We start from the raw sequence: 24,479 nt of genomic DNA on the forward strand, positions 1-24,479 counted from the left end.
TTTGTGCGTATTTTAACTTGGCTTATAAATTACACTTCGAAAATATGATGCTTGATGGCATAAACAACCAGAGAGGCTGTGTTTTTTGATTGAGTTTTTAAGAGTAAATTTTCGCGATGTTTGTCAACGGTGCGTTTGCTTATGCATAATTGGTTCGCAATTTCATGGTTTGATAGCCCTTTACAGATATTATAAAGAATCTCTGTTTCTCTTTGGGTAAGATCGGATTTGTTGTCGTGTTTATGACTCAGGTTTTTAAAGATGCTTTCAAGAATTTCAGTTGAGAAAAAGCTATTGTCGTTGATTACCGCTTCAATGGCTTGTTGAACTTCTTCGAATTTGGAATTTTTGAGCAGAAAAGCCTTTGCCCCCGCGTTAATCATTTCCGAATAATAGTTCTCATTGGCGTGCATGGAAAGGGCAATGATTTTTGTATTAGGGTATTTTTTGCATACCTCTTTGCTTGATTCAATTCCATTCATTACTGGCATTTCGATATCCATTAAAACAATATCAGCATACCAACCTGATAAAAGTGTCATTAAATCCTTTCCATTGCCAGCTTCTTTGATTTCACAATTTTCCATTTGCTGTTCAAGAAGAAACTTTAATCCTTCTCTGAATAGTTCATGATCGTCTACTACAGCAATCTTTAGTACTGATTTCATTTTTCAGGAATTTCAATTTTCACATAACAACCTCTGTGTTGTTTATTATTCATCTGAACAGTGCCATTTAAAGATCGTACCCTCGATTTGATATTAGAGATACCCATTCCTTCCGTGTTATCCTGTAAAGGAGAATAAGCTTTACCATTATCAGTATAAATTAACTGCAATTTTTGTTGGTATTGTAAAAGAGATATGTCAATTTTAGAGGCATTGGCATGTTTTATTGTATTGGTTATTAACTCTCCAATAACCCTGTAGATCACAAGTTCTATATTGTAATCACCCCTTGTATTGTTCAATTTTAGGTTCAGAGATATTTGAATTTGTTCGGGTAGATGTATGCCTTCAATGAATGTTTTAATGGCCTTTTCCAATCCGAATCGCTCAAGAATGTGGGGGCTTAATTTGTTCGATAGCTCTTTAATCGAAAGAATGGCTTCATCGGTAGCATGATCGACCTTTTGCATTAGTTCTGTGTTTTTGGGATGATCAATGCTATTGTTTATGGCAGAAACAGTCATCTTAATGCTCGATAAAATTGGACCTAAACCATCGTGCAGCTCTTTTGCAAAAATCTGACGTTCGTTCTCCTCTGTTTTAATCACAGCATTTAATATTTTGGCTTCACTATCTTTTCGAAGTTTATTAATTTGATCCTGAAGCTGAAAAATTCTTCGGATGTAGAAAGCTCCAATGAACATTAAAAGTGAAATAAAAACAGCAATCCAGTTAGCGAGCGTAAAAATATCGGTATTTGAAGGAGCTGTCCACAGGTGAACCAGTTCGATACATCGTCTGATCGCCATCAATAAAAAACCTGCAGATATGAGAATCCAGGAGCTGTTAAATTTTGTTTTTGGGATTAATTTTATTGTGATATAAAATGCCCCAAATTGTAATAGTACAGATATTATAAGTGCCACATGCAAAATCATGTTACAATATTAGGGATATTATTCATGAAAGACTTACGTGAATAAACGTATAATTTCAATTGGAATATAAAAACCTTCTTATACCAGTTCGCTTTCAATACTTGGATGGTAGACATGTGTAAAAGTTGTTTTTGCTAAGATTGATTATCCTGAATTGTTAGGGATTTGTAAGGCTCCTTTACATGACTTTGTTGTTCCGCAAAACCTTTTTGTTATTCCGTAACATTAGGTGATTAGTCCGTTCGTGAAAATAATCTTTCAGAACGGTATTTTATCCTTTCCGTTACAAAGGTGAGTATTTCCTTTATGCAAAGGAAGCAGTGATTTGGTGTGCGGAAGGGGTTCCCTCACGTGCGGAAGAACCAAATTTGTGTGCGGAAGAACCAAACTTGTGTGCTGAAGAACCAAACTTGTGTGCTGAAAAACCAAATTTGTGTGCGGAAGGCTCACCTTTGCGTGCTGAAGAAGAAAATCGGCGTGCTGAAGCGGTGCCTGGCTGTGCGGAAAGGGTACCTTGGCGTGCAGAAACAATTTCTTTCCGTGCGGAAGCTGATTTTTTGTCTGCGGAAAGGCTCCCGAATGAACGGAAGCTCAACCAATCTGAAATGATCAATTCTTCTCGCAAACCCAAATTCTTCTGGCGAAATTGGCCTTCTCTTTTTTGCGAACGCTACAATGATCGGTTATGCTCATGCCTGCATTGTTTACAATTTCAGAAATGTCTGTGGTAGAAACAATCACCAAACGATCAGTTACTTTGGCTGACGACTCGATGATGTGGGATATGGTATTCTCATCAGCATAGCTAAACAAATTGTATGGCAAGTCGATAATGGCAGCATCGTACCTGTTCTCGATATCTTTAATATCGGAGCGATATACCGTACTTTCATAATTGAAATGAGCAAGATTTTGGCGCGCTTGTCGGCACACTTTCCAATTGATATCGTTACCTTCAATATTGTATCCGGCAAAACAAGCTTCGAGCATAATTGTACCAACTCCGCAACAAGCATCCAAGAGTTTTGTTTCCTTGTTGGTTTTGGCAGCCAGGATTACCAATGCTTTGGCAATGTTAATATTGATTGAATTGCTGTAGGAAAAAGGTTTTTTGTTGTGTTTCTCCCAAGCAAAATCATTTTTAAGCAAGGTTCCAAAATACCAGGTTCCCTGGTGACAGCAAATGGCATAGGTGATTTTTGGCTTGTAATATTCGGGCATGCCATTAATATTGTAGCCAACATCTCTTAGTTTGTCCAAACGATCCTTGTACTTGGTTTTGTCGCCATTTAAAACCACATATTCCACCTTAAAATCATCAACAGAAATCTTTTCATTTTTGATTTTCTCGATCAGTTCCAAATAGTCCTCAGATTGAAGCTGAACATCAATTCTTTTTCGGATGAAAGCGCTGCACGTAGGTTCGATCTTGATATCAGAAATCAATAGCTTGTTCTTTTCTTCCTGGTTGAAAAGATATTTTGATTCGAGCTTACAAAGATCACTTTCGTGATTGTCGTAGATGTAGGTGTATATGTATTTGCTTGCTTGCATTTGTTTTTGGTAGGTTTAAATTCCTAAGAATGCCCGAAATTATTAAAACCACCTTAACTAACAAAAATCTAGTCAAGTAAAGTTTAATACTAATTACACTATTAAACGAGCCATATAAATTTAATTCCTTCTATTAAATTGGTCATGCTCAAGCCGCAAGGCTCATCCTTTTTATTCATTAAATAATTTCTTTATTAAGGAATTCATGAGCTCCCTTCGGTCGGTTCCATCGATGGAAAAGGATGCAAAATCCCGAATGCTCTGGATAATCCAAAAAATGCAATTTACACAAATGAAAAAGCAGCTTAAGGACTAGCTTAAACTGCTTTTACAATAATTGTGGGAATAAAGAGGTCTTACAAACTTACTGTTTTGTCGGTGAATTGTAATTTTTCGATATTTGTTAGCTTATTGGTTCCGTCTCTATTTTCATTGTTATCTGTAACAATAGTAGATTCTTTGTCGGTGCTTATGGTATATTCTGAGCTTTTTCCAGAGAAAATAACTGTATTGGAACCAGTATTTCCAGTGATATTATTATCCAATTGGTTCACCGTAACCGTATTGTTGTTGCTTCCTAATAAAGTAACATCTTTTAAGTATTGAGAGCAGTGGGTGTATGGTTTCGATTTATCAAATTTTAAAGAAAAATTACCATTTAAACTGGCATTAATACGAGCGTTATAAGTTAAGTATGGATGGAAGAACTTGTTGTTCATTAACTCATAACCCATTGGGTCGTCGGTTTTCATATCTGTGCGGTTGTTTGCCACATACAAGCCCCACATTCCGTGGGTTGTATTTCGTGTATATGCTCCCCAAAGGCCATAATAGCTATCGATAACAGCAGCTAGATATTCCTGGCTTAAACTATTTTCTTGAGTTAGCTCGTTAATCCAATCGGTTTGACCAATTCCCCATAAATTATTAGATAATCCATTTTTTTGAGCAGCTCTAATTTCTTTTTGAAATTCTGGTGCTGCACCTCGTTTTGATGGTGTGCCATTTTCATCAATACCAATACCATAGTCATGAACAAAATGCAAAATTTCTTCGAATGCTGCATCTCTGTGCTCATAGTTTTGATTCATATACCAAGAGCCACCTTCAACTTGAATTTCATTTTGATACAATGGCTGCCCAGTTACTTGCTCTCCTACTGGATTGTTTCCATCGTCTTGACCATTTAACAGGCATAAAATAGCATTGTTATCGGCCATTTTATCGGCTATGGCTGATTTATCGCTGCCATATTTTGAATCAGGGTAATCGGTTAAATAATGATTTAGTATGTTTTTGCATCGAATGATTTGTTCGTCGCTTAGTTTATTTTGGGCTACAATATGGATGCTTCCACCATTTGGTGTTGTAACTTTTACGTATCGGTCAAACTGATTGGCAGTACTGTAAGCACTACCCAAATTGGATGGAATCGTATTACTTATTTCGTTATCGGATATAACAACTGGAGTTTCAGTTACAATGTCATCATCATTACTACAAGCTGTCAATGCGAAAGAGCTTAATACGAAAAAGCTGAAAGTTATAAGTTTCTTTGTCATGCTATAAAAATTTTATTTCAACAATCTGGAAGCAAAAGTAGAGATAGAACTTCTGGCTTTCCTAATCGAATAAGTCCTACTGGTGGTTATTGGGACTTTTTTAATTGCTTTTCCCATAGCTCTAGAATGGTTTTTTAAAAATGGGACAAAATAATTTGTTGGATAGTTCGAGTAGTAATGTATGCTTGAATTTGTTGGTTGTGTGTATTGTGTTAAGTGTAGCTTACTTTATTTATCCTTATCGAATTTAATGATGTTACAGGTGTTTATATACGAATTGTTTAAAATTAAAGGGAAGGAATAAAAACAAAGGTTTTAAATGCAAAGATTAAACCATTGGCTCATTATCTAGTCTTAGAATCAGTAATTATTAAAAAGAAAAAGATGAATAAGATTATACCATGTGTTTTTGCGGTCCTTGTTGTTTTTGGAAACAGCTTATTTGCTCAAGACTTTCAGGGCAAAGCATACTATGAAAGTAAAACCACCATTAATATGGATTTTGGGGGAAGACAAATTCCGGAGGATCGTAAAAAGATGATTCTGGAACGCATGAAACAGATGAGCGAAAGAACCTACATCTTAAGTTTTAACAGAACCGAATCGGTATACAAACAAGAAGAAAAGTTGGAACAACCAGGAATGGGACAGGGCCGAGGTGGTATGCGTATGGGCATGATGATGGGTGCAGGCGGTGAAGATTACTACAAGAATGTGAAGTCGGGAAAATATGCAGTATCGAAAGATTTATTTGGAAAGATTTTTTTAGTGAACGATAGTTTGCCAAAATTACAATGGCAGATGCAAGCAGAAACCAAAAAGATTGGCAATTATACAGCTTACAAGGCTACCGCAGTGAAACATGTGAGTGAGCCAAATATGAGGGCGGTTTTTCAGCGAAGAGGTAGAGATCAGCAAGCAGATAACAAAGAGCCTGAGGTGATTGAAAAGAAGATTGAAATTGTAGCTTGGTATTGTCCTGAGATTCCTGTGAATCAAGGTCCGGGCGAATATTGGGGATTGCCAGGTTTAATCATGGAATTGAATGATGGCAGAACCAGTATTCTATGTTCAAAAATCGTAATCAATCCAAAAGAGAAGATCGATATCAAAGAGCCTAAAAAAGGCAAAGAGGTGAATCAGGCTGAATATGATGAGATATCGCGTAAGAAAATGAAAGAGATGCGTGAGAATTTTAGAAGTATGAGACCTGGAGGTGGAAGAGGAAGACATTAGCAGTGATCAGTGATCAGTAAACAATGATCAGTAAATAGTGATCAGATAGAATAAACCCACTACTTCATTTAAATTGAAAGGAAAATCATGAAAAAGAATTTTTTCATATTGGTATTGTTGTGTGCAAGTTTTATGACTTTTGCACAGGAGAATGTCAATCTTAAAGGAATCGTTACGGATGATTCTGGTAAGGCCATTGAAATGGCTAATGTAATTGCAATAAATGCGGAGACGAACTTGTTGGAATCGTATTGTGTTACCAATCATAGTGGTTTGTATAAGGTGAAGTTGAAGTCGGGTTCGGTGTACAATATTAAGGTGAGTTTTATTGGCTATGAAGCTAAAGAATTCCGATACGAAGCTACTACAGAAGATGGAAGTCATGATTTGAGCATGTCGGAAGAGAACAGCATGTTGAACGAGGTTGATGTGACTTACACCATGCCTGTAATGGTGAAAGGTGATACCATTGTATACGATACTGATTCGTTTACTGTGGGAACCGAGCGTAAACTGAAAGATGTTCTGGTTACTCTGCCAGGGGTGGAGATGAATGAGGATGGACAGATTGAGGTAGAGGGGAAGCAGGTGCAAAAAGTGATGGTGGAAGGAAAGGATTTCTTCGATGGCGATTCTAAAATTGCTGCCGATAACATTCCTGCCGATGCAGTAAGCAAGGTTGAAGTACTAAGAAACTACAATGAAATTGGCCAAATGAGAGGCCTTACCAACGACGAGGATAATATTGCTTTGAATATTAGACTGAAGAAAGGGAAGGATAAATTTTGGTTTGGTGAGTTCACTCTTGGTGCAGGTCCTGATGAGAAGTATTTGGCGCATCCAAAATTGTTTTATTACAGCCCCAAATTCAGTTTAAACCTGATTACCGATGCCAATAATATTGGTGAGGTTCCTTTTACCCGGAGAGATTTCATGAATTTTACGGGTGGTTTTAGAGGTTTTAATCCAGGAGGAGGAAGTTCCATTAGCGTGGGAGGGAATTCTTTGGGAATTTCTACAGCTCAAAATAACCGTGCCAAGGATATCGAAACCAGGTTTGCAGCTTTGAACTTTAGTTATGAGTTGAAAGATAACTGGGATATTGGAGGGTTTGGAATCTATTCTTACACCGGGACCTTAATGGAAACACAAAAAATAACTACCTACGAGTTAGAGGATAAACAATCGCAGGTGGAGAAAAGCATTAGCAGGAACGATCAGGATGTAGAGTTGGGTTTGTTCAAGTTCAATTCGGTGTATAAGCCAAATGCAAACTTCCAGTTTGATTACGACATTTTTGTGAAGCAATCGGACGATGATGAGGAAGAAGAAGTGGAGTCGACGGTTAATGATGAATTGGATAGAATTTACCAGTTGAAACAACAGGAGCCGATTACTTTGCAACAATCCGCTAAAATCTATTACACGGCAAATGATAAGAACATATTTGCTTTCGAAGGTCAGCATTTGTATCAAAACGAGGATCCGTTTTACAATTCAGTTCGTGATGAGTTTGCATTTACTGACTTATTTCCGATAGATAATTCGGTGAGTTTCTACAATATGAATCAGGAGAAGAGAATTGTTACCAATAAAGTAGATGCAAAACTAGATTACTATTTGGTAACCGGAGACAAGAGCAACTTGCAGTTTACCTTGGGAACTACTCAGAATCATCAGAATTACGATACGGAGATATTCCAAAAGTTGGATGATGAATCTGATTTGGAAATGGCAGGCGATGAATTCAAGAACGATGTGAAATTTAATGTTTCTGATCTGTTTTTCGGATTTCACTACAAATTGAAGGCGGGGATGTTCACTTTTAATCCTGGGTTTACAGTTCACCAATACGAAACCAAGAGCACACAGCATGACAATAAAGTTAAGGACGATTTGACTTCTGTTTTGCCAGATGTTTATATCAATATGCAGTTAAAGAAATCGGAAAATTTGCGATTCAACTACAGAATTACCAGAACCTTTACCGATGTGTCGAAATATGCAGAGGCTTTTGTGTTGAACAATTACAATTCGGTATACAGTGGAAATCCTGAATTGGAAAGCGCTTTAAAACACAATGTATCTCTGAACTTCTTTAGTTTTAACATGTTCAATTTTACCCACATGTTTGCGAATATCAGCTATACTAAAAGTATTGAAGGGTTCAAGAACAATGTGATTCCTATGGGTATTAACCAGATCAATTCAACCATTAATTCTGATTTGTCGGATGAGTCATTAAGCGCCAATGCGAGATACCAACGAACATACAAGAATATAAAAATATCGGCTAAAGCTAATGTTTCCTGGAGCGAGAACAACAATTTGGTGAATTCTCAGCCAACAAAATCGGAGTCATTTAATCAGAACTATACAGGATCTATTGGTACGAACTTTAAGAATGCTCCAAATATTGAATTTGGATACAAGTATAGCATCAATAAATACGATAGAGGAGCCACTACAAGTACTTATTATACCAAGCGTCCATTTGCAAGATTAGATATGGCTTTCCTGAAAAACTTTATTCTTACGGCAGACTACGATTTTTATTCTTATACCGATAAGGACAAGACCATAGAGAATGAGTATAGTTTTTTAGAAGCTGATTTAACCTACAGAAAAAAGGATAGTAAATGGGAGTTTGGTATCAAAGGAAAGAATCTGCTGGATACGGATTCTTTGGATAGAAATAGTGAGAACGATTTTTCCTTTACTTCGTCAACCTACTTTGTGCAGCCAAGGTATTTCTTGTTTACGGTGAAGTATGACATTTAAATCAATTACGAACTTTTAATTACGAATTACGATAGAAATTAGCCCTTCTCGTAATTCGTAATTATAATTCGTTCCAGATTTCCCAATTCTTCTCAGCTTGCAGATGAAGCATTTTTAAACCATTGTGCATTTTGGCTCCTTGTTCTGCACCTTTTTTCATGAATAGTGTTTCGGCCGGGTTGTACACCAAATCGTAAAGAAAGTGTTCCTTACTTAAATGTTGGTATGGAATGTTCGGGCAAGTATCATCTTTTGGAAATGTACCCAAGGGAGAGCAGTTAACGATTAACTTGTAATCCTCCATGGTTTCCTGTGTCAATTCCTCGTAGGTGAATTGGTTTTCTTTGGCTGATCGACTCACAAAGCGATATTCGATACCCAAATCTTCCAAACCTCCAGCTACTGCTTTCGATGCTCCACCTGTTCCAAGAATCAAGGCTTTTGGTCGTTTTTCTCCAATAAATTCCTTTAGTGATTCCTGAAAACCGTAAATATCAGTATTGAATCCTTTCAGTTTTATTTCATTACCATTTTTAATAATCTGAACAGAGTTTACAGCACCCAGCTTTTCTGCTAAAGGATCGATTTCATCCAAAAATGGAATTACTTCTTCTTTGTATGGAATGGTTACACAAAAGCCTTTGAGGCGATTGTTTTCGTCCAAAATTTTAGGCAACTCCTGAATGGAAGGAAGCTCAAAGTTCAAAAATTCAGCTTCGATATTTAAGTCAGTAAATTTCTCTTCGAAGTATTTTTTCGAGAAGGAATGTCCCAAAGGATATCCAAGAATGCCGTAGGTGTTCATTGTGGTTAATTCAAATTAATAGTTGATGTTTATTTTGATTCTTCCGGAGAATATTTTTCCATAATCCAAATTAGCAAGAATCCAGCCAGAGCCAAAATTAAAGCAAAGTACAGTTGGGAATCTTGCGCTTGAATCGACTCAAAGGTTCCAGGTAGAATGTTCTTTTGAAGTACAGGAATAACCTCTCCATGCCTATCAATTCTTGTGGTAATGGTTTCTTTCCAAGGCCATACCTTGTTTAATGATCCAATCATGAATCCTGAAAGCAAACCAATGGTCATGTTGTGATATTTTTTAAGCAACCAGCTTAATAGGTGAGAGAAGCTTAGGATACCCACTCCTGCACCTGCGGCCACGGTTGCAATCACATCAACTTTAAAATTGCTCAAAGCGCTTAGGATATGATTGTATGATCCTAATAAGACCAGGATGAATGCTCCTGAGATTCCTGGAAGAATCATGGCACAAATTGCCAAAGCGCCGGATAGAAATAAAAACCAGTAACTGGTTGGAGCCTCGGCCGGTGTTAATTCGACAACCATATAGGCTATAACAGTACCAATAATCATGGCAATGATGGTTCTGGCTTTCCATTCTGTAATTTTTCGGGCAACCACAATTGCCGAAGCTACGATTAGACCAAAAAAGAACGACCAAATTAAAATGGGTTGAGTTTCTAGCAAGTTTTTCACGATCTTAGCCAATGTATAGAAACTAAATCCAATACCAGATAATAAGGCCAAAAGAAAATTACCATTAATAGCTTTCCAGAAATCTTTCAGCTTAAACTGCAAAAGAAGTTTGATAGAACTTAGGTTTACTGATTTAATGGTATTGATTAATTCTTCGTAGATTCCAGTAATAAAAGCAATGGTTCCACCCGAAACTCCAGGTACCACGTCAGCAGCTCCCATACCCATACCTTTTAGGGCAATAAGAACATAATCTTTAATTTTTCTAGGCATAATTGTTTTGTGCGTGAAATTAAGTAGCAATATATTTTCTATGCGGAATAAGCCGCTATAATCTTCTTGAATTGTGAGTTTTCTTCCAGTTCAGGAAACTGAAGGAAGATTTCATTCAGGTTTTCGGCATCAATATCCGTTGATTTCTTGATGTAATGCTCTGTTGCATTTAAATCGCCCGAAAGCATGTAATAAGCAGCCAAATTGTTTAAAAGTTCCGGCGAATCAGGATTGTATCCACAACTCTCTAAAAGAACATCAATGGCAGTTTCAACCTTTTCATTTCTATGGTAGAATTCTGCAAGAGTGATCGAGAAAGTTGGATCGTAAGGATCTAAATCAATGGCTTCGCGAAAGGCGCGAACTGCTTTTTGTGGAGTTTCTGATCTCGAATAAGCGGATGCCAAAGCAAACCAATAATCAGGATTGTCGCTATCTAGTTTATTAGCCTTTTCAAGATAAACCAAGCTCTCATCAATTTTATCCTGGTACATTAAAATCAATCCCATTCCAAACCATGGATCAGGAAGTTCTTCGTTTGTTTTTATGGCAGTTTCGTAATAGTTTAACGCTTGATCGTACTCGTTCAATTTTTCGAAACATTCGCCAATATAAGAATAGGTTGAAGCATGATCATCTTCAAATTCTAAATATTCAATGTAGAGCTTTATTGCCTCCTCAAATTTGCCAGAATTCGCAAGTGCATTTGCCAGATTAAAGTATGCCTTACTGTGCTGTGGATTTACTGCCAAAGCAAACTCGTAAGCTTCTATTGCTTTAGGAAACGTCGCCATGCGATTGTAAACAATTCCGATATTGTACCAGGCATTATCTGAGAAAGGGTTAATGTCGAGAAATTTACTGTAGGTTTTAATACTTTTCTCATCCAAACCAAGCTTCTCGTAGCAATATCCCAGCTCAAAAAGTACTTCGGAATCTTCCTCGTTCAGTCTTAATGCTTCTTCTAAATATCCAATTGCCAAATCGAATTGGTTTAGTTGTTCGAAAGCCATTGCAATTCTGAAAAGAAGATCTTCTCTGTTTTCGTGATCTTTCTTTAAAGCTTCGTCGAATTGTTTTTTAGCACTTTTGTGTTTTCCCATCAGGTTATAGATGTTGCCTTTTAAAAGCCAAATCTCCTTGTTGGATGATTCTATTCCCTGAACTTTATTTAGGATTGCCAGTGCTTCGAGATGTTGCCCACGATTGATTAATACCTGGGCTTTTTTAATTTGAATTGAAATGGCAGTAGGATGCTGCTTACTAGCAATGGTGGTAACTTTCACCGCATCGCTATATTTATTTTTTTCGATATAATGATCTATGATGTTTTCAAATTCATGAACATCAAAGTAGTAAAGCTCATTCGCTTTAATCATTTCCTCATATCTACTTACAATCGTAAGCACATCACCATCAAGATAGTTTTCTGTATTATCTATCATTTATCAAATTAAAATGATTACTGCATTGCAAAAGTAGGATTAATTTTAAAAATACCAAGTTGTAAGATATTAACAAAGTAGGTGTTTTTATCACTGAAATATTGGCATTAGCCTAAAAATAAAAGGTCTTGCATGGCAAGACCTTTGTTGATTATAAGTTTCTGTGTTCTATTCGTAATAAGTCGAAAACTGTTTTTACCGGGTTAAAGGTGATGATAGGAACCTCAGCAAATATGGTGTTCCAGTCAGACATTGCACCATTCCACAAACCTGGCAACTCCATGGCTTTTAAATCTCTTCCATTGTTTGATTTTTCCGAAATAAAACCAGTTTGAGGATCGATAAATTTGCTTAAATCAAACTTGTTTCCCTGGTAATCCTTGGTTCCACAAATCAAATCAACTGGGTTGAAGTGAGTGGCTCTTTCAAAAATGTTTTTCTGTCTAACATCCGATTTGTCAATTTGAGAACCTTCAACAATTTGTAATGAAACAGAACCATCGGTATTTCTAGCCCAGAAAGGTCCTCCACCTGGTTCGCCCTCGTTTTTCACCATTCCGCATACACGAATTGGTCTGTTGAATTTATCGAATAAGTACTTTTTAACCTTATCAGGATTATCCCTTTTTAAGCTGGCTGGATGTGTAGTACAAAGTTTCTCTTCAAGGAAAGTCAACATTTCGGTAAGAATATCTTCAGAGATATCCTTGTCCTCTTCCAATAATTTTAAATAATCGAAAAGGATTGATTGATTTTCCAATAATAGACCTGCTAAAACTTTCTTAAACTTGTAAGTAGTTTCTTTTAATCTGTCTGGAACTACATTGTCTATATTTTTAACGAAAATTATATCAGCTTTAAGCTCGTTCAGATTTTCAATTAATGCGCCATGCCCTCCTGGACGAAACAGAATTGATCCATCTTCGTTACGGAAAGGTTCGTTGTTAATATCAACTGCGATTGTATCTGTAGAAGATTTTTGAACAGAATACGATACACTTAAGTTGCCTTGATATTTTTCTTCGAAGGTATCTTTGGTTTTGTTGTAGCGATCCTGAAACAATTTTTTGTGATCTTCAGAGACAGTTAAATGAATATTGGCATTCCCAGCTTCATCTTTTGCATAATTCAGTGCTTCAACCAAATGTTCTTCGAAAGCTGTTCTTGAATAATGCTTGTATCTATGGAATTTCAACAATCCTTTCGGCAAGTTACCGTAATTTAGACCCTTGCTATTAAGAAACATCGATAAAATTTCCTTGAATTTATTTTTGTCGGCCATTTTATCCAAGTCCAATCCTTCTTCAGTCATTGCGTTTTTAAGGTCACCGTAAAAGGCAAAATCTTCCAAGCGATCAAAGAAATTGAACATGGTTTCGGGCCCCTTATTGCATAAGAATTTCAGGTATTCATCTTCAGTGTCCTGATATGTGTTTAGAAAATCGTAAAGGATTTTAAACATTCTTGATGCTGCACCAGAGGCAGGAACAAACTTTAAAAGTTCTAGATTTTTAGAATGTGTGTTATACACTTCTTCATAAATCTCAAGTTCGTCATCTTGAATTTTGGTAATACCGTCTTCAATAGTAGCCGGTTTTTTCAGTTTCATCTTCGGAAAGCCATTTTTAAAATTGCCAATCTGTTCTTCGATTTTTTCAACAGAAATTCCTTTAGATTGAAATTGAGATAAATCTTGTTCTGAAAACATGGTTAAAGTTTTATTAAAGTGTCCGAGGCAAGATAAAGAATACTTTCATAAAAAGAAAAGGCCTATAGCTTTAATTATGAAAAAAATATTCAATGTAGTGGATTTGTTTTAATCGTAAAAGAATAGGATTAGTAATCAGTCTGTATTCTATATACATTACCTGTAGATTAGGAATTAAAGTAGAATTGTTAAGGTTTGATTTAAAATTCTATTTGTACTTTTGTCGCAAAATAAATAACAAATGACTGACATTACTTACCCGTGGGGACATGAGGGACGTTACAACGATTTTCCTTCTTATTTTAAAACCAGATTTGCTGAAAGAATTCAAAAGGTATCAATCGATGCTGGCTTTACCTGTCCTAATCGAGATGGGAGTAAGGGTGTTGGTGGTTGTACATATTGTAACAACAATAGTTTTAATCCAGCCTATTGCAGTCCACGCAAATCAATTACAACCCAAATTGAGGAAGGTATTGATTTTTTTAAGGCCAAATACAAAACACAGAAATATCTGGCCTATTTTCAGGCGTACTCAAATACATATGGTCATATCGATAAGATAAAAGAACTGTATGAAGAAGCTTTGGCTCACGAGAAGGTAGTAGGCTTGGTTATTGGAACAAGACCTGATTGTGTAAGTGATGAGGTGTTGGATTATTTGGAAGAGCTTGCTAAGAGCAATTATATTGCGATTGAGTATGGTGTTGAATCAGCGAATGATGAAGCTTTGCTGGCTATTAATCGTGGGCATACTTACATTGAGGCAGAAAGGACCATTCAAAGAACAGCCAATCGCGGTATTCATATAGGTGTTCACTTGGTAAATGGCTTGCCTCATGATAGCAAGGAAGATATGCTGAATCACGCAGTTGAAATATCGAAACTGCCTATTGAAACATTAAAATTGCATCAGCTTCAAATTCTTAGAAACACTCAAATGGCTAAGGAATATGAGCAAACCCCTGAGCGATTTTACATGTTCGAACTCGATGAGTATTTGGATTTTATTGTGAATGTAATCGAGAGAATAAATCCTGATGTGATGTTGGAACGCTTTACCAACCAGGCTCCTCCTGGATGGTTGATAGCTCCAAAGTGGGGCATTAAAAATTATCAGTTCGTAAACAAACTGAATAATCTTTTAAAAGCGAGAAATACTTGGCAGGGCAAGTTGTTCGAGAAATAAAGTTTAGAGAGCTAACAGTGTTTCAATCCTGTCAGGATCTTGTTTTGAATCAATTAAATTACGGAACAGCGAACGTATTTACTGAATTTGCTTCAGAACATCGGCACCTTTTTTATATCCCATTTTAACCGATGTTTGAATGTCTTTTACGGCGCCATTTTTGTCACCATTCTTTAGTTTGGCAATTCCACGTGCATAATATGCTCTGTCGAGTTTTTGATCTATTTTAATGGCTTTGTTGTAATACTTAATGGCATCATTAAAATCGCCTGTGCAATCAAGCGAAACGGCTTTGTTATAATACACGCCAGAGGAATTTAAGCCAATCTTCATGGAATGGTTATAATCAGCAATGGCTCCTTTGTAATCTTCGATGTAATATTTGCATATGCCACGATAGTGATATGCTTTAATATTTCGAGGATTAATATTTAAGACATGTGAATAATCTTTTATAGCTTGCTTGTAATTTTTTTGATTCTCATAAAGAATGGCACGGTTTAAATAGGCTTCTTCCTCAAATTTCTGTTTGCCAATTACAACATTTAAATCTTTTATGGCAACCCGGTTGTTGTTAAGGTATGAATATGCAATGGCACGATTAAAGTATGCAGGCAAGTAGTTTTTATCCTCTTTTATAATTGAAGTAAAATGCTTGACAGCTTCTTTGAATTTCTTGTCTGCCAGCAATTCAATCCCTTTCTCGTTTTGTCTGTCTTGCTTTGATTTTTCGCAATTTGTAAACAAAAAGATGAATCCGAATAACAACAAATATTTAAAAGTCGTTTGGTAAAATGGTTTCATAAATTAAGCTTAGAGTTTGAACACCTAATGTACAACTATATAGAAGAATAATAAAATATTACCTATTTAATGTCATTAAAAATATTATTAACAGTGTTTATTGTTTGTTAAACTATCTAAATAACTTGGTGAGTAAATCTTTTTTGCCCATTTTAATTAACTCTTGTTTAATAGCATCGCGATATTCTTTTTTATACCAGAATAAGAATTTTCTTTGTGACAATTTCTCTTTTTTGGTCTTGGCAGTGAAAACCTTTTTCAAAGTATAAGGGTGATAACCGGAATAATATATTACGGTCGCAACAGTCATGGGTGTAGGTGTGAAATCTTGAACCTGTTCCAGTTTAAAATCCAATTCTTTGGTTTTTATTGCCAAGTCAGCCATATCAGCCCCATGGCTTCCAGGGTGACTTGATATAAAGTATGGGATAAGCTGTTGGTTCATGCCTTCTTTCTCGTTGATTTCATCAAACAAGGCTTTTAGCTTGTAAAACAATTTGAATGAAGGTTTTCTCATGACTTCCAGAACTTCATCAGAAGTATGTTCTGGAGCTACCTTAAGTCGACCTGATACATGATTTTTAATTAATTCAATCGCATATTCCTTATTAGATTTGTTGGTGCTTTCATCTTTTGATTTGTGCATCATTAAATCGTAACGAACACCACTGCCAATGAATGATTTCTTAACTCCTGGAATTTGATCCACCTTTTTGTAGATATCCAGCATTGGTTGATGATTGGTGTTTAAGTTAGGACAAACATCAGGGTGAATGCAAGAAGGGCGACGGCAAGTTTTACAAATCGATTCAAAAATCCCTTTCATCTGGTACATATTTGCAGATGGACCGCCTAAATCAGATAAGTAGCCTTTAAAGTCTGGCATTTTTGTGATGTGCTCAACTTCTTTTAAGATTGATTTTTCCGATCGGTTGGCAATAAATTTCCCTTGATGAGCAGAAATGGTACAGAAGGAGCAACCACCAAAACATCCCCTGTGCATATTTACCGAAAACTTGATCATTTCAAAGGAAGGAATGTGTTTGCCTTTGTAACGCGGATGTGGGAGCCTTGTGTATGGCAAATCGTAAATCTCATCCATCTCTTTTTCATTCATTACCGGATAGGGCGGATTTACAACAATTTGCTGATCACCGTAGTTTTGAGTTAGTTTCTTGGCCATCATGGCATTCGATTCCATCTCGATGTATCTAAAATTGCTTGCAAATTTCTTTTTGTCAGCCAAACAGTCCTCATGCGAAAAAAGCTCCTGGCTTTGCCATTGCTTTTTTGTGGCATATTTTTCATCCTGATTTACGATGAATGAGGTTTGAGGAATGTTGGTAAGCGAATAAAAAGGTACACCTCTTTTCATCAAGCGGATAATTTCCTTTAATGGTTTTTCTCCCATTCCATATACTAGCAAATCAGCACCACTATCCATTAGAATGCTAGGTTTTAGCTGATCTTCCCAATAATCGTAATGAGTTAACCTTCTTAAAGAAGCCTCTATTCCACCTACCAATATTGGTATTTCAGGATATAGCTTTTTTAAGATTTGTGTATAAACAACTGTAGGTTTGTCTGGGCGGAACCCATGCTTCCCTCCTGGAGTATAGGCATCATCATGACGCAGTCTTCGGTTCGCTGTGTAATGATTCACCATTGAATCCATATTGCCAGCAGTTACTCCAAAAAACAACCTTGGCTGTCCAAGTTTTTTAAAATCTCTTAAATCATCACGCCAGTTTGGTTGCGGAACTATTGCAACTTTTAAACCTTCGTGTTCAATAATTCGTCCAATTACCGAAGCACCAAATGATGGATGGTCCACATATGCGTCTCCGCTAAAAAGAATTACATCCAATTCATCCCATCCTCTTTCTTTAACCTCCTTGGCCGATGTAGGTAGCCATTGATTATATCTAGTTGTTTCTTTATTCGCCATAAGTCTTGAAATTACTGCAAAGATAGGATTATTTAAAAACATTTTAAAGAAGCATGCTCTTATTCCTAAACTCATCTTGAAAGTTCTTGATATTGCTTTATATTTGCACAACATAAAATGAGCTAATGAAATATTTTTCATATCATACACACTCCTCCTACTGCGATGGTAAGGGAGATCCGGAAGAGTACATAAAAGAAGGAATCAGTTTAGGAATGAAAGCAATTGGTTTCTCATCCCATGCGCCTTTATGTGAAAGTGTTTCCTGGGCAATGAAATCTTCGAATATTCAATCTTATCTGGATGAGATCAGTCGATTAAAGGAGGAATATAAGAATGACATTGAAGTGTACTTGTCGCTGGAGTTAGATTATATTCCTGGAACAACAAAACCCTTTAAAATTTGGAAGAATATTGCCGATTTGGATTATACCATTGGGTCGGTACATTTGGTGAAAGGGGATTCAAATGATGAGTTTTGGTTTTTAGACGGTCCTGATACCAATTATTCGGAAGGAATTCAGAAGCTGTTTCATGGTGATGTTGAGAAAGCAGTATCTGCTTATTTCCATCAGGTGATAGAAATGATCGAAACCCAGAAGCCTGATGTGCTTGGTCATATAGACAAGGTGAAGATGAATAATAAGGGACGATTTTTTGAGGAAACGGAGGGTTGGTATCTCAACTTGCTAAATAAAACCTTGGATACACTTGAAAAATCAAACTGTATTGTGGAAGTGAACACTCGAGGCATTTACAAAAAGAAATCTGACAAGCTGTTTCCTGATGATTATTTTTTAATAGAATGCTGTAAGAGAAATATTCCTGTTACAATTGGTACCGACGCACATCAACCTTCTGAATTATTAAGCCATTTTGATGAAACTGGAAAAAAGCTAAAACAGATAGGTTTTAAGCAAGTTAGTGTTTTTCATAAGGGAATTTGGATTAAAGAAAGTATTTAAATAAAAGAATTGAATAGTGATTTAACCAAATATTCAAGCTCTGATATAAGAAATAATACTATTTTTGCCTAATTAAGACGAAGTGTTCGGTTGAAACGAGTGCTATCGTTAGACAATCTAAACAGAAACTAAGAAAGAAAGTTAATCTTAATTATTAGACTAAGATTTTGCCTTTTTAAAGGACTTTCAGGAAAATATTTATATATGAAATTAGTCGATCCGAAAGATTTGCTAAAAGCCAGCGAAAGTTTAAATTGGTTTGGCGGTGAAAGCTTTGCCAAATTTCTAATGTACATTTTAAAATTAGACAAGCTGAACAAGCTATACTCTGATAATTGTTGTAAAGACGGGATCGAGTTTATAGACGCTTTGATTGAAGAACTAGGTATCAAATTTGAATTTGATGAAGAAGAATTAAAGCGAATTCCTACTGAAGGTGCATTTATTACCATTTCGAACCATCCATTTGGAGGAATAGATGGGATTATTTTGATAAAACTATTAAGTCTTGTTCGACCGGACTTTAAGGCGATGGCGAACTTTCTATTAAAAAAAGTTGAGCCAATTCAGGAATATTTCTTGGGAGTGAATCCTTTTGAAGATAGAAAAGGAGCTGCATCAAGTGCAGGAGGCTTAAAAGAAGCATTGAGACATTTAAGTGATGGAAAACCATTGGGGATTTTTCCGGCAGGAGAGGTTTCAACCTATCAATCGGCAACGCATAATATTTCCGATAAGCAATGGATGCCTTCCATTCTTAAATTTATTAAGAAAGCAGATGTGCCGGTAGTTCCAATATATTTTCAGGGAAACAACAGTTTAATTTTTCATTTGTTGGGTATGATTCACCCAAGTTTGAGAACTGTGAAACTTCCTTCAGAATTATTGAATAAAAAGAACAAGGTTGTACGCATTAGAATTGGTAATCCGATTTCTCAAAAAGATCAGAAAGGCTTTACGGATATCAATCAATATGGAAGATTTTTGCGTGCAAAAACCTACATGTTGGGAACTCCAATCGAGGTAAAGAAATTTTATCGCTTTAAGCGCAAAGCCAAGGTGATTAAGGTGGAAGATGTAATCCCTCCGATTGACGAGAATGTGATTCGAAATGAGGTAGACAGCTTGAAAGATGATTATTTGCTATTTAAAAGCAGATCGTATTGCGTGTATTGTGCACCTTCATCAAAACTGCCTAACATACTAAATGAAATTGGTCGCTTGCGCGAAATCACTTTCCGTGAGGTGGGAGAAGGGACAAATCAAAGTATAGATATCGATGAGTTTGATTTGTATTATCACCAACTTTTCATTTGGGATGAAGAAAATCATAAGATTGTAGGGGCTTACCGTGTTGGGAAAGGACATGAAATCTTATCTGGCTATGGATTAAAAGGCTTTTATTTGCAAAGTTTGTTCCGCATGGGTAAGAAATTTCAGCCTATTCTTAGTCAATCATTAGAGCTTGGTCGTTCTTTTATTGTGAAGGAATACCAAAGAAAACCAATGCCTCTTTTCTTGCTTTGGAAAGGGATATTGTACTTCTTACTTAAAAATCCGGAATCTCGTTACTTGATTGGTCCTGTTAGTATTAGTAATAAATACTCGAATTTGTCGAAGGATTTGATCATTAAATTTATAATGGCCAACTATTTCAATTACGAAATGGGGCAGCATATCAAATCGAGAAAGCAATTCAAGGTTAAGATTAAAGATTTAGATGTTGATATTTTGCTGGAAACAGCTAAGAATGATATCAATAAATTGGATAAAATAATTGGTGATTTTGAAATTACCAATGACAAGTTACCAGTCTTGTTGAAGAAGTATATTTCTTTGAATGCAAAAATTGTAGGGTTTAATATTGATCCGAATTTTAATGATTGTTTGGATGGATTGCTTGTATTGGATTTGTTTGATGTTCCAATGAAAGTGATTGAATCCTTATCGAAGGAAATAAATGATGATACGATTCTTCAAAGATTTTCTTCGGATGATGTGGAATTTTAAGAGATTTATTCCGAACTTTGGGACTCAATTTTGTTAACTGAAAAAGACGATTAGTTGGAATTTCAATATATATTTAAAGGGATTGTTGTGGGCTTAATGGCTTCAATACCGTTAGGACCCATTGGTGTTCTAATCATTCAAAAAACATTACAGAAAGGAAGGCTGGCTGGTTTTATTTCAGGATCGGGAGCAGCTGTCGCTGATACTTTATTCGCTTCCATTGCTGTTTTGGGTTTAGGTTTTGTAATTAATTTTATTCAAGCCCAGGAATTTTACTTCAGACTTATTGGGTCTATTTTTTTGATTTTGGTTGGGTTAAGGATTTTTCTTGCCAATACAGTGAAGCAATTTAAAAAGTCGCAGTCGCCAGGTAAAAGAGGAATGTTTGGTGATTTTTTGGCCATCTTTTTTTTAACGCTTTCTAATCCTATTGCGGTCCTGTTTTTTGGAGCTATGTTTGCCGGAGCTTCAGTGTTTGGAGATGCTCATTCCGCAATGACAGGTCTTTATTTATTGCTTGGTGTATTATTGGGTGGAGCATTGTGGTGGTATGCCTTATCAACCATAGTCGATCTGTTTAGAAAAAAGTTTCGACTAAAACAGATGTTTTGGATCAACAAAATATCCGGATTAATCATTGCCATTTTGGGATTCTTGGTTTTTCTTTCCTGCTTTGAGCCGATCAAATCATTCTTGAATTCTTAATTTTCAAAACAGATCTTGAGTAAATCTGACTTTCTGGGGCATCTGTTTTTCAGCGAACTCAGCTTAATAGCTGAAAAATATCATTTGCTGAAGTATGACGCTTCATTGCATCGTGAGTTGAGCTAATTAAAACTATTCCACGTTTCGACCTTCCGACTCTCGAACATTTGACTCTTTGACTTTCCGACTGTTTGACTGTTGTACTGTTCAAAAAAAAGGAGCACAATTCTTTGCACTCCTTCACTCATTCTTTATAATTCGGAATTATCGTATCGTTACCATAGTAGCACCCCAGCCATATTCTTTAAACGAAGCATCTTGCTGGTAGTGCTTTTTGTATTTGCGTCGCAATTCGTCGTGTACTTTCTTTTTCAAAGTTCCATTTCCTATTCCATGGATGAACACAATTCTTTTTCCTTTCGAATTTTGGTATTGACGCATGATTTCATGAAACTTGTTCAATTGAAATTCTAGAATGTCTGCATTTGAAAGACCAGTTACCGAATCAATCAAAGAGTTGATGTGAAGATCTACTTCAATAATCTCCTCTTTGCCTTTCACATTGATTTGTGGTTTTGATGATTTATTGGCAGACTCTTTTTCTCGAATTACTTTTTTAAATTCTTTTTGGCTCAGTTCCTCCAATTTGTGCTCTAAATCTTCACCAGTTAGTTTGTGAAGAATTACATTTTGCTGAAAATAGGGAGTGTCTTTGTAGCTTGTAGACTTGTAGAACTTTACCGGTTGAATCTTGATGTTTCGTTCAAGGGGCTTCTTGATGTCAGACTCACCTGGTTTGTAGAATAAAATCTGAAAGAAGCAGCTCGATAATTCATTTAACTCCTTAAGGTCATATTCGTTCAGCAGGATTTTTGATTTTGGATCAAGGTTACCCGCTGTTTGTCCTTCCATCTTGTTGCCTTTTTTATCATAGAATCCATACAGAAGAATATGATTGGTATCATTAATCAGGTATAGTTCCTGAGGACTCTCCGTTGGATTATAGCCTTCACGCGGAGCAAATGCTACATATACTTCTTCTTTCTCTACAAATAAGTTTTGTGCACTTGCTTTAACGGTCGAACTTTCTGATGTAATATGTGTGGTTTGCTGCTGATTTGCTTGTTCGCCACCTGCTGCTTCAACTACTACAAGATTTTTTTTTATGCTTGGAATCTCAAATTCATCTTCATCGTTCAACACCATAACGGTATTTGCATCGATAATTTTGGTTACGGTTCCTCCGCCTATATCATTTAAAAAACGGACTTTATCGCCTATATTGATTTGCATTTGATCTGATTTTTTTAATTCCCAACAAAGTTAGCTATTTTTGCCGATCAAAATGAATTGCCGCATGATAATGTGTGGCGCACAGATGAAGGAAGATGGAGATTAATACAGAAAACAAAACATTAGAGACACAACAGATTGAAATTGCAAATTTTACTTACGATTTGCCCGATCATAGAATTGCAAAACACCCTTTGCAAAATAGAGATTTATCTAAATTGTTAATTTATCGCAATGGTGAGATCAATGAATCTGTATTCAATCAACTTCCGGAAGAAATAGAGTCGGGAACGAAGATGGTGTACAACAACACCAAGGTAATCCAGGCAAGACTAATTTTCCATAAAGAAACAGGTGCACGTGTTGAGATTTTCTGTTTGGAACCCTTGAATCCTGCTGATTACAACCTGGCTTTTCAGGCAACTCAAAAGTCTACATGGAAGTGTATTGTGGGGAATTCAAAAAAATGGAAATCCGGAGTGTTAAGCATGTCTTTCTTTGTAGATGAGAAGGAGTATCAATTGCAGGCAGAGAGAATTCAATTGTTGGAAGGAGCCCAGGAAATTCAGTTTAGCTGGAATCATGAGGAGCTCAGTTTTAGCGAAGTTTTGGAGCAAACAGGTAAAATTCCAATTCCACCTTACTTGAATCGAGATACTGAAGAAGGTGATTTGGTTCGATACCAAACGGTTTACTCCAAATTTGAAGGTTCTGTGGCAGCACCTACTGCAGGTTTACACTTTACCGATAAGGTTTTTGCAGAAATGGATGCCAAAGGAATTGAACGTGAAGAATTGACTTTGCATGTAGGTGCAGGTACGTTCAAGCCTGTGAAATCTGATCAGATTGGGGATCATGAAATGCATACCGAACATATCCAGGTAACTGCAGAAAGCTTAAGAAGTATTGCGGCTACAAAAAATGGAGTCATTGCAGTAGGAACAACATCGGTTCGTACATTGGAAAGTTTGTATTGGATGGGTGTTAAAATCCTGACAAAGGCAGAAGATCCTAAGTTGTTGAGGCAATGGGAAGCCTATCAATTGCCTAAGAATTATACGGTAGAAGAATCATTTCAGGCCATTTGTGCTTATATGGAAGAGAATGAAATCAGCCTGTTTAATGCAGCTACGCAAATTATTATTGCTCCAGGTTACGATTTTAAGGTGATCAAAGGATTGGTTACCAATTTTCATCAACCACAGAGTACTTTGTTGTTGCTAATATCGGCATTGGTGGGTGAAGATTGGAGAAAAATCTACCAGCATGCCTTGGATAACGAATTTCGTTTCCTGAGCTATGGTGACAGTTCACTCTTAATGAAAAGAGAGATAGTTGGGTAGTCCAAAGGTCTGGAAAGTAGAAAAGTGAAATAGTAGAATGGTGAAAAAGGAGAAAGTGTCCCATTCTACTATTTGTATTTTCTTCCGTCGCATATAAACGATCTTCATCAATTAAGCGCATGTAGTTGCGACGATATTTGTATGAACCATATACCTTGGGCTACATTCGCTTTGCTCATTTGCCCAAGGCTATAAAGATTACGTCCCTCTGGGGCTATCCTTTAAGTCTTATGGACTCGCTTGTTTAAGACTTTTCCAGATTCTTCCAGGCCATTCGACTTTTTGACTGTATAAATAGAACCTTACTCTATCTTCTAAAGAAGAAAAGAAGGCAGTTCCAAACTCCCTCTCTTTGAGGAGAGCGTTGGGGTGAGGTAATTGCAAGAAAAGAGGCACAAACCAATGCATTACTTGTAATTGTTCATTACTCAATGTTAAAATGACCAATTGCAGGCTAGAAATCACTTCCATCCGGGATTGGAATGACAACTGGTTCGATTTGCCTGCTGAATGCTGTCATTTGTGTTTATCTGTGGACAAAACTTATCTGCGAAAATCAT

The 24,479-nt window shown here is 36.4% G+C and carries 18 protein-coding genes; 7 read left to right on the forward strand and 11 right to left on the reverse strand.

Features of this window, described 5'->3' with window-relative positions; genetic code table 11:
* Window positions 1–29 precede the first annotated feature (29 nt).
* The 4 genes from BXY64_RS07835 to BXY64_RS07855 form a co-directional block, all read right to left on the reverse strand.
* Window positions 30–668, reverse strand: a complete 639-nt coding sequence (locus tag BXY64_RS07835; RefSeq protein ID WP_120239331.1) for a response regulator transcription factor — start codon at window positions 666–668, stop codon at window positions 30–32.
* Window positions 665–1,477 (reverse strand): sensor histidine kinase, encoded by an 813-nt coding sequence (locus BXY64_RS07840; RefSeq protein WP_245996618.1) that lies wholly within the window; start codon window positions 1,475–1,477, stop codon window positions 665–667. The genes BXY64_RS07835 and BXY64_RS07840 overlap by 4 nt, the downstream gene beginning before the upstream one ends.
* Window positions 1,478–2,215: 738 nt before the next feature.
* Window positions 2,216–3,160, reverse strand: a complete 945-nt coding sequence (locus BXY64_RS07850) for a TRM11 family SAM-dependent methyltransferase (RefSeq protein ID WP_120239334.1) — start codon at window positions 3,158–3,160, stop codon at window positions 2,216–2,218.
* Between the two features lie 356 nt (window positions 3,161–3,516).
* Window positions 3,517–4,722: a hypothetical protein gene (locus BXY64_RS07855; RefSeq protein ID WP_211334432.1), complete on the reverse strand. Its 1,206-nt coding sequence runs from the start codon at window positions 4,720–4,722 to the stop codon at window positions 3,517–3,519.
* 384 nt (window positions 4,723–5,106) lie between these two features.
* Between BXY64_RS07855 and BXY64_RS07860 the strand changes: the two genes are divergently transcribed.
* The gene (locus BXY64_RS07860) at window positions 5,107–5,958 is read left to right on the forward strand and encodes a GLPGLI family protein (protein ID WP_120239335.1); all 852 of its coding nucleotides are present in this window, start codon (window positions 5,107–5,109) and stop codon (window positions 5,956–5,958) included.
* Window positions 5,959–6,045: 87 nt separating this feature from the next.
* Window positions 6,046–8,739, forward strand: a complete 2,694-nt coding sequence (locus tag BXY64_RS07865; protein ID WP_120239336.1) for a TonB-dependent receptor — start codon at window positions 6,046–6,048, stop codon at window positions 8,737–8,739.
* A 61-nt stretch (window positions 8,740–8,800) separates the two neighbouring features.
* Here the strand turns inward: BXY64_RS07865 and BXY64_RS07870 are convergent, their stop codons facing one another.
* The 4 genes from BXY64_RS07870 to BXY64_RS07885 form a co-directional block, all read right to left on the reverse strand.
* Window positions 8,801–9,544, reverse strand: a complete 744-nt coding sequence (locus tag BXY64_RS07870; RefSeq protein ID WP_120239337.1) for a shikimate dehydrogenase family protein — start codon at window positions 9,542–9,544, stop codon at window positions 8,801–8,803.
* A 29-nt stretch (window positions 9,545–9,573) separates the two neighbouring features.
* Window positions 9,574–10,509, reverse strand: coding sequence for a DUF368 domain-containing protein (locus BXY64_RS07875; RefSeq protein ID WP_120239338.1), 936 nt, complete (start codon window positions 10,507–10,509; stop codon window positions 9,574–9,576).
* Between the two features lie 38 nt (window positions 10,510–10,547).
* Window positions 10,548–11,954: a tetratricopeptide repeat protein gene (locus BXY64_RS07880; protein WP_120239339.1), complete on the reverse strand. Its 1,407-nt coding sequence runs from the start codon at window positions 11,952–11,954 to the stop codon at window positions 10,548–10,550.
* 151 nt (window positions 11,955–12,105) lie between these two features.
* Window positions 12,106–13,662, reverse strand: a complete 1,557-nt coding sequence (locus BXY64_RS07885; RefSeq protein ID WP_120239340.1) for a DUF4301 family protein — start codon at window positions 13,660–13,662, stop codon at window positions 12,106–12,108.
* A 241-nt stretch (window positions 13,663–13,903) separates the two neighbouring features.
* On the opposite strand from BXY64_RS07885, the gene BXY64_RS07890 reads away from it, so the two are divergent.
* On the forward strand, window positions 13,904–14,851 hold the full coding sequence (locus BXY64_RS07890) for a TIGR01212 family radical SAM protein (RefSeq protein ID WP_120239341.1): 948 nt from the start codon (window positions 13,904–13,906) through the stop codon (window positions 14,849–14,851).
* A 78-nt stretch (window positions 14,852–14,929) separates the two neighbouring features.
* On the opposite strand, the gene BXY64_RS07895 is transcribed toward BXY64_RS07890, so the two are convergent.
* Entirely contained in the window at window positions 14,930–15,655 is a 726-nt protein-coding gene (locus BXY64_RS07895; protein ID WP_120239342.1) for a tetratricopeptide repeat protein, read from the reverse strand.
* A 112-nt stretch (window positions 15,656–15,767) separates the two neighbouring features.
* Window positions 15,768–17,678, reverse strand: a complete 1,911-nt coding sequence (locus tag BXY64_RS07900; protein ID WP_245996619.1) for a YgiQ family radical SAM protein — start codon at window positions 17,676–17,678, stop codon at window positions 15,768–15,770.
* A gap of 50 nt (window positions 17,679–17,728) precedes the next feature.
* On the opposite strand from BXY64_RS07900, the gene BXY64_RS07905 reads away from it, so the two are divergent.
* The 3 genes from BXY64_RS07905 (at window position 17,729) to BXY64_RS07915 (ending at window position 21,283) form a co-directional block, all read left to right on the forward strand.
* Window positions 17,729–18,568, forward strand: coding sequence for a histidinol-phosphatase (locus BXY64_RS07905; RefSeq protein ID WP_120239343.1), 840 nt, complete (start codon window positions 17,729–17,731; stop codon window positions 18,566–18,568).
* Window positions 18,569–18,772: 204 nt separating this feature from the next.
* Entirely contained in the window at window positions 18,773–20,578 is a 1,806-nt protein-coding gene (locus BXY64_RS07910) for a lysophospholipid acyltransferase family protein (RefSeq protein WP_120239344.1), read from the forward strand.
* Window positions 20,579–20,632: 54 nt separating this feature from the next.
* Window positions 20,633–21,283 (forward strand): LysE family translocator, encoded by a 651-nt coding sequence (locus BXY64_RS07915; protein ID WP_211334433.1) that lies wholly within the window; start codon window positions 20,633–20,635, stop codon window positions 21,281–21,283.
* 264 nt (window positions 21,284–21,547) lie between these two features.
* On the opposite strand, the gene BXY64_RS07920 is transcribed toward BXY64_RS07915, so the two are convergent.
* Window positions 21,548–22,576, reverse strand: coding sequence for a Smr/MutS family protein (locus tag BXY64_RS07920; protein ID WP_120239346.1), 1,029 nt, complete (start codon window positions 22,574–22,576; stop codon window positions 21,548–21,550).
* Between the two features lie 95 nt (window positions 22,577–22,671).
* On the opposite strand from BXY64_RS07920, the gene BXY64_RS07925 reads away from it, so the two are divergent.
* A complete protein-coding gene (locus BXY64_RS07925; RefSeq protein ID WP_120239347.1) occupies window positions 22,672–23,919 on the forward strand; it encodes an S-adenosylmethionine:tRNA ribosyltransferase-isomerase in 1,248 nt (415 codons plus the stop codon).
* Window positions 23,920–24,479: the final 560 nt, after the last annotated feature.

It is taken from the genome of Marinifilum flexuosum (assembly GCF_003610555.1).
In the GTDB taxonomy this organism is placed as follows: Bacteria; Bacteroidota; Bacteroidia; order Bacteroidales; family Marinifilaceae; genus Marinifilum; species Marinifilum flexuosum.